Source organism: Aquirufa antheringensis (assembly GCF_004307425.1).
Classification (GTDB): domain Bacteria; phylum Bacteroidota; class Bacteroidia; order Cytophagales; family Spirosomataceae; genus Aquirufa; species Aquirufa antheringensis.
Map to the genome: position 1 here is coordinate 572,666 of NZ_SEWZ01000001.1, position 13,129 is coordinate 585,794.

Consider the following 13,129-nt stretch of genomic DNA (forward strand, 5'->3'; position numbering starts at 1 on the left):
GATCATGAAAAAAGTACTTTTCTTCTTTTTCAGCGTTTGTACGCTGAACGTGGCTGTGGCCCAAATCTATACCTATCCTAGTTTAGCGAAGCAATTCTCCACTTCGTATTCAACAGGAACAGCACGTATGCAGGCATTAGGCGGCGCGTCTAGTGCTTTAGGAGCTGATTTAAGCTCACTTACAGGTAATCCCGCTGGTCTTGGTTTTTATACGCGTTCTGAGGTGAACATGAGTCTTGCCTATACCGCTATTCAAACGAAATCGGTGTATTTGTCTTCGACGGGTGAGGCGTCTGATAATCAATTTCAAATGCCCACACTGGGCATGGTGATTTCCGGAAATTACCTCGGTGGAGGAGATTGGCATGGGGCTTTCGGATTTGGCTATTCGCGTCAAGCGATTTTTATTCAGCCGCTACAGATTTCAGGTACGAATAATCGCAGTTCTTTATTGGATAACTTCATCGAAAAAGCAAACGATAAAGGTGCTACAGGTGCTAGTTTAGACGATGAATATGACTCTTATTCTGGGACGGCATCTTCTGCCGAAGCTTTGGCCTACCAAACGTATTTGATTAATCCTAATTCAGTCACAGGTGGCGCTCCTTTTGAGCGTTTTCAGCCTTTATTGCCTACGAATCAATATGGATCTGCTTCTAATTCAGGAGCATTAACTTCGTGGGATTTTGCTTATGGTGCGTCCTACCGCGATAAGTTGTATGTAGGTGCAACCCTCCATTTTTCTAAAATTAATGCGAGTTCTTCGACTACCTGGGAGGATGAATTTGTGGGCGCAAAATACGTTTCAGGCTTTCAGTACGCTGAGACCTTACTGACATCAGGGTCTGGGATTGGGCTAAGTCTGGGAGGAATCTATAAAGTGAATCCATCTTTGCGATTGTCCTTTGCCTTCCGAAGTCCTATGTACTATGATCAGATGAATGAGACGTATGATGCGCGTTTATTTCCTAATGTCATCGGCATTCCGGCCATAGGTTCCTCCGGAAATCCCATCACAATTACGAAAGTAAATCCGATGAGACTAACAACAAATGAGTTTACCTACCAGTTTTTAAGTCCGATGAAAGTTTCGGGTGGTTTTGCCTTTTTCTTTTCAAAGAGAGGTTTCTTGACGGCGGACTTGGAATATGTGGGTTTTGGAGGAATGAAAGTTTATTCTGCTGAATTAGGTGGTTCTGCAAATCAAGCATTCCAGACGAAGTACAATGGTCAAATTTCCCGCAATTTCGAAGGTGCTTTAAATGTGAAAGTGGGATCTGAAATACGGGTCTCACCGTCCATTAGTTTACGTGGTGGGGTGGCGATGTTTGGAAGTGGATATGCGCAAAGCTATGACACGATCGATCGTAACGCATTTCAATTTTCGGGCGGGATTGGCTATAGAAAATCAACATTCTATCTAGATTTGACAGCTATTCAACGGACCCAGAAAGATGCCTATACACCGTATACCCTAAAGAATACAGCGGATTTTAGTTCAGCTACATTAGATTTGACGTCCACTCAGCTGATGCTAGGAGGCGGGATCTATTTCTAAACGGGTAAGTATTGATCTAAAAGCCAAAGTAATTGGCTCACAGTAATTTCTCCGTCTACTTGAATATCAGCTTGCTGGTAAAATGGTAAGCGCTCCTCAAAGGTCTTTTTGATGGAGGCGATGACCACTTCTTCGCTTTGGGTCTTATCTAACAAAGGGCGGTTATTGCCTTGTGCTTTGTATAAACGCTTCGCTAAATCATTTACGTCCACATTTAAAAATACGCTTACGCCATTTTGCTTAATGAAGTCCATGTTGTCATTAAAGCAGGGGATTCCGCCACCCGTAGCGATCACCATCGATTGATCCGGTTGAAAACCTCGAAGCGTCTTTTTTTCTATTTCGCGGAAATGCGCCTCGCCAAAATTGGAGAATATCTCCGATACGGTCTTTTGTTCACGGGTTTCAATTAACTTGTCCATGTCCATAAAGGAGTATCCGATATTCTTTGCTAATTCTTTTCCTAAGGTACTTTTACCCGAGGAGGGCATTCCTACTAAATAGATATTCTTCATTCTTTTTTATTCTAGGCTTTGTTGAATTTCATCCGCGGTGGGTAAGGAATAGGAAGACCATTTGCCCTTCACCGTTCCATCCTTTACTAGCCATAATCCTGGGCTAGAGCGAATGATGGTTTTTAATATTTTCGTGTCTGCAGATAAAGCAGGAAACGCTAATTGGTATTTGTGTCGTAAGGCATTGACCTCCGCGTCAGGGGAAGCAGAGACAAGCCAAACAGTGATATTTTTTAAACCCTTCGTCAGTTGCTCAATTTGCGGTATCGCTCCTTCATTCATGTGGTGAATGTTAGGGATGATAATCATCAGTTTAGCGCCTTTAAAGCTCTCTTGTGTATAATTTGTTGTATCCCCATCCACCCATAATTGATAGTCCGTGATTAAAGGTTTGGCCTCTTTCTCATTCGTCGCTTGCATCGAAATGAATTCCGCCGTCGTATCCGTCGGCATCTCGTTTAACTCGGTCTCAAAACCTTTAATTTTATAGACATAGGTGAATTTTAAGGGCTCCCTTTCCTTCATATTACTCGGAATGTGATCACCTACCGCATAGGGTAATCCGTCGCTGATAGGTAGGTGGAAGTAGCAGAATGTTCCTAATGCGATGCAAAGGACTGATGTGAGTAAAACCCATTTCCCCGATTTTCTATCTGCTGGTTTTTTGGCGATTAATAAAATAGCCGTCAGAACGAGTAAGAAAATGTCTTTTCCAAAAGACGTCCAGGGAGTTAATTTGATCGTTTCGCCAAAGCATCCACAGTCCGTTACCTTGTTGAAATAGGCTGAATAGAAAGTTAGGAATCCAAAGAAAGCAAGGATGCCCACAAAAGCATATAATGTCTGTTTGATGCGGTAATTTAGCGCTAAGGCAACGGCTAAAACGATTTCCAAGCTACTTAATAGGATGGAAAGAACCAGCGCATAAGGAATCCAAAACTGCCAAAAACTGGCCATAAAGGCGAAGTCCACCGAGAATACCTCAAAGTATTCCTCTAGTTTTAGTTGGGTTCCTATTGGGTCGTTTAATTTAATAAGACCTGAGAAGAGGAATATTCCCACCAATAAAATCTTCGCGATTTTAGTCATTATTGCTGTTGTTGCTGCTGTTGCTGTTCGCCTTTCAATGTGATCAGACAGAACACGGCGTAATTAAGCATATCTTGGTAATTTGCTTCTACGCCTTCTGAAACCAATGTTTTGCCGTCATTGTTTTCAATTTGCTTTGTGCGGAAGATTTTCATCAGAATTAAATCTGTCATGCTGCTGATGCGCATATCGCGCCAAGCCTCACCGTAATCGTGGTTTTTGTTGCGCAATAATTCTAAGGTAATTTCTACTTGCTCATCATAAATGCGGCCTAATTCCTCTGGGGCAAATTCCATTTGATCAGAACCTTCCAGTGATTTTTGAATTAAAGCGATGATGCAGTAATTGATAATGCCAATGAATTCTCCCTCGATGCCATCCTCAATTTTTTGCGCTCCTTTTTCTTGGATGCTGCGAATGCGTTGGGCTTTAATGAAGATTTGGTCAGTTAAGCTAGGTAGTCGTAAAATTCTCCATGAAGTACCGTAATCTTTGTTTTTTTTATCAAACAAGGCTTTGCAGTATGAAATTACTTGGCGATATTCGATTTCGGTTTGGGAAGGCGTTGAGTCCCTATTCATAGATACAGTTTTTAGACGATGCTCACGTTTTTATAGCCTACAAAATTATTTAAATTATCCTAAAATTCACTCGATTTGGACGCTCTTTTTTCCACAGGTCAAACAATCCGTTTAAATGGGCAATTGCTTGATTTTTCGCAGCCCCAAATCATGGGAATTTTAAACATTACGCCTGATTCATTTTATGAGGGAAGCCGCGTTTCATCGGTTGATTTAGCCTTGAAACAGGCTTCTGATATGATCGCTGCCGGTGCCCTGATTTTGGATATTGGCGGGCATTCGACTCGACCCGGAGCAGCATCGGTGAGTCCACAGGAAGAAATAGATCGGGTTTGTCCCATAATTTCTGCGATTTCGTCGGCCTTTCCTACTGTCATTATTTCTATCGACACCTACCGAGTGGCGGTTGCAAAGTCTGCTGTAGCGGCTGGCGCACATCTGTTTAATGATATCGGTGCAGGTCAAATGGACGAAGGTGTGTTCGATTACATCGTTGAAAATCAAGTTCCTTATATTCTGAGCCATAGCGTAGGACGATTCGACCAGGTACACGAAGTACCAAACTACCAAAACGTAGTAGCAGAGGTATTGCACAATTTATTGCCAAAAGTCCAAGAGTTGCGCTCACGCGGCTTCAAGGATTTGATTGTGGATCCCGGTTTTGGCTTTTCTAAATCAATAGATCATAATTATCAATTATTAGCTCATTTACGCTCTTTTAAATTATTAGGGGCTCCCATCTTAGCAGGGTTGTCGCGCAAGACGATGATTTGGAAAGAATTAGGTATTACGGCAGATGAGGCATTGAATGGATCCTCCGTTTTACACACCGTTGCTTTATTGCAAGGAGCCTCTATCTTGCGGGTCCATGACGTGAAGGAGGCCCAAGAAACCATACATTTAGTCCAAAAACTACAACAAAATGGCATATCCCATTTATTATAAAGGCCAATGGCAAGATCCTGGAAAAGTGACTGTGTCCGTTAAGGATGTCGGTTTTTTACGCGGTTTTGGCATTTTCGATTTCTTCCGAATCATGGATGGAAAGCCCATTTTTATGTCGGATCATTTGGATCGTTTTTTGAGTTCGGCTTCGAAAATGGGTTTGTCGCATAGCTATTCTAAAGAGTCGCTGGCTGCGTTAATTCATGAGATTGCGTCGCTTTCCGTCGATCCTTGCCTAGGAGTTAAGTTGGTTTTAACAGCTGGTTTCAGTTTGAATGGATTCGATCCGATAGGGGAGTCTGAATTGTATATTTTTCCGAGTGTCTTCGCATTTGCCGAGCCTACCGCTGGAATGCGTTTAATGAGTCGCGCATACAAGCGCGAAATGGCGGATATTAAATCGTTGAATTATGCTTTCGCCTTACGGGAAATGCCTGCGGTTCGAGCTGCAGGTGGCGATGATTTGATTTATTATACACCTGAGTTCGGCGTTTCAGAGTCCTCACGCTCTAATTTGTTTTATGTCAAAGACGGGGTTATTCACACACCCGAAGACCATATTTTAGAAGGAATCACCCGTAAAAAGGTGATGGCTTTAGCTTCCACTGAGTTCAAAGTTCGTGTAGGCACCTGCACATTAGCCGATTTTATGAATGCGGACGAAGTATTTACTACGGGTAGCACGAAGCGTGTCTTGCCTATTTTCTCCATTGATGGGAAACAGATAGGAGATGGGAAGAGGGGGAAAGTGACGGAGAGGCTGTATGGGATGTTGTTAGGCTTAGAAGCCTAATAAAGCATAAAGATTAGAGCAAAAAGCATAAAGTTGGAATCCTCTACGAGGATGAATTTGAGAAATGAGAGTATAGAGTAAAGAGTAAAGATGTGTTTTAAATTAATTTCATGATAGAATCGATTATAGTAGCTAGTATTTTCTTTGCACTGGTGACAGTCTATTTGCTAATATTTCGTAAATATTCACACCAAATATATTCAGATGCCCTGTTGGCTTTGTTTCTAATCACATATGCCTTAAATATTGGAGCTTATCTGGTAGTTGTTTTTAAATGGTTGACAGAAGTGCCTTTTTTATATAAAGCAGCTGCACCAATAAGTTATTTTGCTCCACCATTGGCTTATTTATATGTTCGTTCTGTTTTAAAAAATGAGATTAAATTTCAAAGAAAAGACTTATGGCATTTTTTGCCTGTTATACTTGTAGCCATTAATTATTTACCCGTTTATTTTATGCCATTTGATGAAAAAGCAGCTTTGGTCGCAAGGGTGGTTGAAGACCCATTTGGAGTGCTTTATGAGAAAGATGGCTTTTTGCCCCCTTATTTCCAGTTTGCTAAGCCATTACAATGTGTTGTATATTTTATTTTTCAGTTGCAATTATTAAATCGGTTTAAGCAAAATAAGTTAATCACATCATTTAATAAGCAAACTAAATTGGTAGTTCAGTGGATTAAAGTGTTCAATGTTTTAATCTCGACCACAGTATTTTCGTTTTTATTGTTAGTGGCCGTTCTTTTTGTTGGAATGAGCCCAAAAGAGGCAAATCAAGATTTTGCTCGATTCTCAATGCTTCTATTGTCACTAAGTATATTGTATTTGAGTAGTTATTTGATCTTAAATCCACAGCTGTTATTTGGTTTGCCTTACGTTAAAAATAGTCCGATAAGAAGTGTAACTGATGAGGTTGAAAATGCGAATGTTAAGGAAAATTTTGACAAAGAAGCAAAAGTAATTTCGGATTATTTTGACAGAGAAAAACCTTATTTAACGTCGCAGCTTACTATACGCGATGTGTCCGTTGCGATTGATAAACCACTCCACGAACTTTCTTTTATTTTGAATCGCTATTTTGAACTACGATTTACAGAGTATGTAAATGGTTATCGCATTAAATACGTAGTTGAAAAAATCAAAGAGGGCTATCTAAATCAATATACGCAAGAAGCTTTGGCACTTGAAGCTGGTTTTAAAACCAAGCATGGATTTTATGACGCCTTTCGGAAAGTTCATTCCTGTACACCAGCTGAATTTGCTGCAAAGTACAGTATTTAGTCGCCATTTTATAAGTCCCGACTAAGCAATCTCTAATATATTCCTCTTTTGCTAGCTTTCATTTTACATTTAGTTGCCGCTTAACTATTATTCATAGTTAGTGGACTTGACTGATTTTTAATGAAAGTACTTTTCCTAAGCTGTTGTTTTCTTTTGATTCATTTGGCTGCGTTCTGTCAGTCAATTTCGCCTTATACGCTTAATTCTGGTGGGGGCTTTTCAACTGGTTTAGAATGGAGTTTAGGGGAGTCTGTTTCTATTGCGAGTTTTGTCAGTACTAGCCTTACCTTAAACACAGGGGTTTTACAACCTCAGGCAAATTTAGTGACGGCTATTTCAGAATTTCCAACAAATCAATTTTCGAGTCAAATTCAAATAGGTCCTAACCCCGTTGTTTCCACTGTGTATCTTGATTTAGCTTTACCTGAAGCTGGAGAACTATCCTATGCCTTGGTTAATCTCTTGGGTGTAGAACTTTATCGGCATGAGGCAGGGCTGGTTTTTGGCAATTACTCAACAGAGCTCGTGGTGGATAAATATGCTTCTGGAGCCTATTTTATCCGCTTTTTATTTAGGCCAATAGTGGGCGAAACTCGAACGGCAATATTCAAAATTATTAAACTATAAGCATTTAAACTGAAGATGAAATCCAAAGTAATACTCTCCTTTTTTCTACTATTTGTAAGTCTAAGTTCATTTGCTCAAATGGGACTTAATTTTCAAGGTGTTGCGCGTAATTCAAGCAATGCAATACTAGCAAACCAACAGGTAAATTTAAGACTCAGCATATTGCAAGGAAGTACAACGGGTTCAGCTGAGTATACTGAAACTCGAAAGGTGACAACGAATGCCCAGGGATTATTTAACGTTGTAATTGGAGATGCAAATGCGAGTACATCAACAGGCGATTTTTCTGCTATCAGCTGGAAGAATAATCCTAAATTTTTAAAGATTGAAATGGATCCCGCAGGAGGAACTAGTTTTACCTTATTGGGGGCTACACAATTTCAGTATGTTGCGTATGCCCACTTTGCAAATAGCGTAGATGCCACTAATATATCGGGTATTGTTCCCCTAGAAAAAGGAGGGACGGGTGTTTCAAGTTTAAATGCTTTGAAAACGTCGCTAGCAATTGAAAATAGCCTATCAACTAAAGTAGATAAGATCACGGGTAAAGGTTTATCCAGCAATGATTATACAACGGCAGAAAAGACAAAATTGGAGGGGATTACTGGGACAAATACAGGGGATCAAGATTTGAGTGGTTATGCAACTACAACAGCTTTGGCATTAAAAGTGAATAAAACGAAAGTAGACAGCAGTTTAGTTCTGAAAGCAACTATTTTCAAAGTAGATAGTGGTCTAGCCTTGAAGGTTGATAAGATCACGGGCAAAGGTTTATCCAGCAATGATTATACATCGGCAGAAAAGACAAAATTGGAGGGGATTACTGGGTCAAATACAGGGGATCAAGATTTAAGCGGCTTAGCCACAAATACGGCATTAGGTTTAAAGTCCAACGCTGCAGATGTTATAGCGGGTTTAGCATTGAAGGAAAATGTTTCTAATAAATCGATAGCAACTGATTTAGGAGGGCTATCTCCTAGTGACGAATTATATCCATCCCAAAAGGCGGTAAAGGCATATATTACTGCAAATAGTTCGTCAGGAGTAATTGCTGATGGAGGAATAAGCACGATAAAATTAGCAGATCTTGCAGTGACGGATGCAAAATTAGCTACTGGCATTAGTAAAGCAAAAGTGGGTTTAGGTAACGTAGACAATACAAGTGATGCACTCAAACCTATAAGTACGGCTACACTATCGGCATTGGATTTAAAAGCAAATCTGACTGATCTAGAGCATTCGGGTGATGTGACAGGTACGTATTCATTAACTATCGCAGCTAATGCGGTAACTACAAACAAGATTGCTGACGCAAATATCACATTCGGGAAAATACAAAATCTTAGTTCAAGTAATAAAGTACTTGGTAGAGTATCAGTAGGCTCGGGTATGGTGGAAGAGATTTCTACAACCGGAACAGGAAATGTAGTTAGAGCTACTTCCCCAACATTAGTTACACCAAATATAGGAGATGCAATCGCTTCTAGGATTTCTGTAGGTACTCCAGTGGCAAGTAATTATTCGGCACTTGAAATTAATTCCACAACTAAAGGATTTCTTCCACCTAGAATGACCAAAGCAGAAAGAAGTGTTTTGGATGGAACGAACGTAGTTCCAACTAGAACGGAAAAAATTCCTCAAGGAACTACAATTTATTGTACCAATTGTGGAAATGGTGAATTGCAAGTTTATGACGGTTTAAGTTGGAAAAATAGTTCTGGATCAGCTCTTGCAAATTTAGAAGTGGGGGATTTTGCCTTCGGTGGCGTTGTTGGTTATATTTTAGAACCTGGAGACATTGGGTATGTGGATGGTGTCACTAAAGGGGTTATAATCGATTGGAGAACGTTAAACGATATGAATTATATTTATGATAATATCAATGGTTACAATGGCATTAATCCTGCAATTGAACCATTTTATTATCTTAATTTCAATCCTCTTCAAAATCAAAATTACTACAATCCTCAAACAAGTGTGGCCCTAGGTTCCGGAATGGAGAATACAAATAAAATTATTGCTAAAGCTGGAAACAATGGAGGGGCCGCATTATTCGCCTATAATTATTCATATGGAGGCTATGCAGATTGGTATTTGCCAAGTAGAGATGAATTGCTTAAAATCAGGACTAATGAACATATTTTGATAAATAAATTAGAAAATGTCATGTTGGGCACCTATCAAGGTTCAACTGAATTTATAAGTAGTTCTGAAAATTTTTATGGTCCTACTGTTGTTGATTTTTTGGGTCCACAAGGCCCAGGCCCTGTTAATTATAATAACAATAATACTAGAAATTATGATTACACCCATTTAAATCCTAGCATGATGATAATTAGATCATTTGCTTTTAATAAATCAGGAGATTTGAATATAGAAACTTCGGAATCAATCAAATCTAAATTAGGTATTATTACTCTTTCCGGTACTAATACAGGAGATCAAATAAATATCAGTGGAAACGCTGGAACAGCCACTTTGTCTGGGAATATAACTGCTACAAATAATAGTACATTAACTTCTTTATCTAATTTAACAAGTGTTGGAACAATCACTAGTGGCGTATGGAGTGGAACTGCGGTAGCTGTTGCGAAAGGAGGAACGGGATTAATAAGTGCTGGCACTAATGGTCAAGTATTAACATCAACTGGAAGTGGAACTTTAACATGGACAACAACATCTGATGTCAGCACACATACAATAGGAGAGTCATATGGTGGTGGTATAGTATTTTATGTATATGACAATGGTAAACACGGTTTAATTGCTGCAACATCAGATCAAAGTACCGGAATCAGGTGGTATGGTGGTTCAAATACAAATACAAGAGCAAGGGCAGATGGGGTTGGTGCTGGTTTAAAAAATACTGCACTAATTATTGCAAATCAAGGAGCTGTAGATGGTAATGCATTTGCTGCAACGGTTTGTAATGAGTATTCAGTAACTGTTGATGGAGTAACTTATGGTGATTGGTACTTACCTTCAAAATATGAACTCAATTTACTTTATTTACAAAAATCAGAGGTTGGAGGTTTTGAGTATTCCGGCTATTGGAGTTCTACGGAGTTCGACGACTTCAAAGCGTGGCCCCAGCATTTCTACAATGGCATTCAGGGCTACTACAGTAAGGGCTACACATACTATGTTCGCGCCATTAGGGCTTTTTAACAATTTACTTGACCCTAGTACTTGGGACAAAAATAATGAATACCTAACATTTAAGCTTATTCTCAATTTAGCATTGATTTCAGTTGTAAAAAAAATACATATTTCTGAACTTTCTCAAATTAACAACAATCTAAAAAGTATTAAAATGAATGAAAGTTAGCATCGAGTTTTTCTTGTCAAAAATTCTCAATTGTATACGAATCAAATAACGATAAGTAAAATTGAAAAATAATGGTAGATATAGAATTTGAAATTTAATTCAAAGATGAAAGAACAACTTTGAACTTTGCTCTTTGAACTTTGAGTAGAGCTTCGCTCTACTTAGGCCTAAAAGCCTTCATATTCTCCTCCCTACACATTAAAAATGGTCCACCAATTAGATCGATGCAATAAGGGATGGCTGGGAAAACTGCCTCCAAGCATTGTCTGATGGCTTTCGGTTTTCCTGGTAAATTTAGAATTAACGTTTGATTTCGAATGCCGGCTGTTTGGCGACTTAGGATAGCGGTAGGAACATATTGCAAGCTCACAGAGCGCATTAACTCGCCAAAACCCGGCATCATCTTTTGGCAAACTGCCTCTGTTGCTTCTGGGGTGACATCGCGCAGGGCTGGACCTGTTCCTCCAGTGGTGACAAGCAGGCAAACCTCTTCTGACATATCGATCATCTTCGCCTCGAGCTGGTCTTGTTCGTCGGGAACGACGGCGTACACCACCTCGAAATCGGATTCGAGGTATTCTTTTAATAATTCGACTACAGCCTTGCCAGGAATATCTTCGTAGATACCCGCGCTAGCCCGGTCAGACACATTAATGACGCCTATTTTGATCATTCTTTTTGGGTAATTTAAGTTTCTTCTCCATCGGGATGGGTTCGTCTAATAGATCGCGAATGACGATGGATGCGACTACGCCTCCGAAGGCGGCTGGTAAATAAGAAATCGTTCCATAAGCAGACTTCTTAAAATTGCTTCCGTCAGTCAGAATAAGTGATTCGTCTTTGACTTTTTCCAAAGAGAACACCGCTTTAATCCCTTTGCCTACTCCCATCTTGCGAATACGTTTGCGCACTAAAGAGGCTAAATAGCATTCGCGGGTATTCAGGAGATCAGCTGTTCTAATTTGGGTGGGATCCATTTTGCCTCCTGCGCCCATCGAGCTTGCGATTTTAAATCCCAAGTCATAAGCTGTTTTTAGCAAGGTGACTTTAGGGGTTACGGAATCGATACAGTCCATGACGTAATCGAATTTCGTCGTTTCTAACAAGTTCTTCGCCTCTTCAGGACTTAAGAATTGTTCGATTGCCGTTAATTCAAGAGCTGGGTTGATGGCTAGTAGGCGTTCGGCCATGATTTGGGCTTTAGAAACCCCATGGTTTGTCGCTAAAGCGGGTAATTGTCGGTTACGGTTCGTAGGATCGACTACGTCTCCATCCACGATGGTCATTCGGCCTACACCAGAACGCGCGATGAATTCAGCGGCAAAGGAGCCTACGCCCCCTAATCCGACAACTAAAACGTGTGATTTTTGTAATTTATCGATCCCATCCGGTCCGATCAAGAGTTCAGAGCGGCTAAGCCAGCTTAGATCATTGTTTGGCATAATTAGGATATTTCTTCCTTGATTTGATAATTCGTCGTCTTATCTGAGTTCGTAATCAATAACTCTCCGATAAAACCGGCTAAAAAGAGCTGTACACCCAGTATGATGGCCACTAGCGCTAAAAAGAACAGCGGATTGTCTGTGACATTGCGGTACTTTAAATTATAAGCAATGTTATAAATTTTAACACCCATTAAATAGATGGTCAAACCAGAACCCGTTAAAAAGGACAAGATTCCTAGGCTTCCAAATAAGTGCATCGGACGTTTGCCAAAAATCTGCACAAATGAAATCGATAACAGATCCAAGAAACCATATAGGAAGCGCTCTAAACCAAATTTAGTCGCTCCATACTTGCGCGCCTGGTGTTGAACTACTTTCTCGCCAATCTTCGTAAATCCGTTCCATTTCGCTTGAACCGGAATGTAGCGGTGCATTTCACCGTACAAACGTAACGTTTTCACTACTTCAATTTTATAGGCTTTCAAGCCGCAATTGAAATCATGTAAATGAACGCCTGACAATTTGCGGGTTGCTGCATTGTATAATTTAGTGGGAATTGTCTTCGAAATAGGATCAAAGCGCTTCTGTTTCCAGCCTGAAATCAGATCGTAATTTTCCTCTGTAATCAATCGATATAATTCAGGTATCTCATCTGGAGAATCCTGTAAATCCGCATCCATCGTGATCACTACTTGGCCTGAAGCCTTGCTGAATCCTTCGTGAAGAGCTGCCGATTTGCCATAATTACGCGCGAAAGAGATGGCTATAATCGTGCTGTACTGCGTGGATAATTGCTTTAAAACCTCCCAGGAATTGTCGTTACTGCCATCGTTTACGAAGATCATTTCGTAAGAAAATGCATTTTCTTTCATCACTCGATCGATCCAAGAACATAGTTCTGGAAGCGATTCGGCTTCGTTATAAAGAGGGACTACGATGGATAGCTGTAACATACGAGCAAAAATACAAAA

General features: G+C 40.1%; 12 protein-coding genes. 6 read left to right on the forward strand and 6 right to left on the reverse strand.

Translation table 11 applies throughout. The features are described from left to right. Window positions 1-4 precede the first annotated feature (4 nt). On the forward strand, window positions 5-1,558 hold the full coding sequence (locus EWU21_RS02690; protein ID WP_130895256.1) for a hypothetical protein: 1,554 nt from the start codon (window positions 5-7) through the stop codon (window positions 1,556-1,558). Here EWU21_RS02690 and EWU21_RS02695 read toward each other — a convergent pair. From EWU21_RS02695 to EWU21_RS02705, 3 genes are read right to left on the reverse strand one after another with little or no spacing between them, the layout of a single operon-like run. Further along, complete coding sequence (locus tag EWU21_RS02695; protein WP_130895257.1) at window positions 1,555-2,073, reverse strand: shikimate kinase; 519 nt, start codon at window positions 2,071-2,073, stop codon at window positions 1,555-1,557. The two genes, EWU21_RS02690 and EWU21_RS02695, sit on opposite strands and share 4 nt — an antisense overlap. A gap of 6 nt (window positions 2,074-2,079) precedes the next feature. Continuing rightward, complete coding sequence (locus tag EWU21_RS02700; RefSeq protein ID WP_130895258.1) at window positions 2,080-3,162, reverse strand: BT_3928 family protein; 1,083 nt, start codon at window positions 3,160-3,162, stop codon at window positions 2,080-2,082. Further along, on the reverse strand, window positions 3,162-3,743 hold the full coding sequence (locus tag EWU21_RS02705) for a DUF1599 domain-containing protein (protein WP_130895259.1): 582 nt from the start codon (window positions 3,741-3,743) through the stop codon (window positions 3,162-3,164). The genes EWU21_RS02700 and EWU21_RS02705 overlap by 1 nt, the downstream gene beginning before the upstream one ends. 150 nt (window positions 3,744-3,893) lie before the next feature. Between EWU21_RS02705 and folP the strand changes: the two genes are divergently transcribed. From folP to EWU21_RS02730, 5 genes are all read left to right on the forward strand, one after another. After that, a complete protein-coding gene (gene folP / locus EWU21_RS02710; RefSeq protein WP_130895260.1) occupies window positions 3,894-4,688 on the forward strand; it encodes a dihydropteroate synthase in 795 nt (264 codons plus the stop codon). Next, window positions 4,666-5,481, forward strand: coding sequence for an aminotransferase class IV (locus tag EWU21_RS02715; protein ID WP_130895261.1), 816 nt, complete (start codon window positions 4,666-4,668; stop codon window positions 5,479-5,481). The genes folP and EWU21_RS02715 overlap by 23 nt, the downstream gene beginning before the upstream one ends. A 110-nt stretch (window positions 5,482-5,591) precedes the next feature. After that, window positions 5,592-6,758 (forward strand): helix-turn-helix domain-containing protein, encoded by a 1,167-nt coding sequence (locus EWU21_RS02720; protein ID WP_130895262.1) that lies wholly within the window; start codon window positions 5,592-5,594, stop codon window positions 6,756-6,758. Window positions 6,759-6,878: 120 nt separating this feature from the next. Next, the gene (locus EWU21_RS02725) at window positions 6,879-7,385 is read left to right on the forward strand and encodes a T9SS type A sorting domain-containing protein (protein WP_130895263.1); all 507 of its coding nucleotides are present in this window, start codon (window positions 6,879-6,881) and stop codon (window positions 7,383-7,385) included. Window positions 7,386-7,400: 15 nt separating this feature from the next. After that, window positions 7,401-10,553 (forward strand): DUF1566 domain-containing protein, encoded by a 3,153-nt coding sequence (locus EWU21_RS02730; protein WP_130895264.1) that lies wholly within the window; start codon window positions 7,401-7,403, stop codon window positions 10,551-10,553. A gap of 317 nt (window positions 10,554-10,870) precedes the next feature. Here EWU21_RS02730 and mog read toward each other — a convergent pair whose 3' ends face one another. From mog to EWU21_RS02745, 3 genes are read right to left on the reverse strand one after another with little or no spacing between them, the layout of a single operon-like run. Further along, the gene (mog, locus tag EWU21_RS02735) at window positions 10,871-11,386 is read right to left on the reverse strand and encodes a molybdopterin adenylyltransferase (protein WP_130895265.1); all 516 of its coding nucleotides are present in this window, start codon (window positions 11,384-11,386) and stop codon (window positions 10,871-10,873) included. Further along, on the reverse strand, window positions 11,364-12,155 hold the full coding sequence (locus EWU21_RS02740) for a tRNA threonylcarbamoyladenosine dehydratase (protein ID WP_130895266.1): 792 nt from the start codon (window positions 12,153-12,155) through the stop codon (window positions 11,364-11,366). The genes mog and EWU21_RS02740 overlap by 23 nt, the downstream gene beginning before the upstream one ends. 2 nt (window positions 12,156-12,157) lie before the next feature. After that, complete coding sequence (locus tag EWU21_RS02745) at window positions 12,158-13,111, reverse strand: glycosyltransferase family 2 protein (protein WP_130895267.1); 954 nt, start codon at window positions 13,109-13,111, stop codon at window positions 12,158-12,160. Window positions 13,112-13,129: the final 18 nt, after the last annotated feature.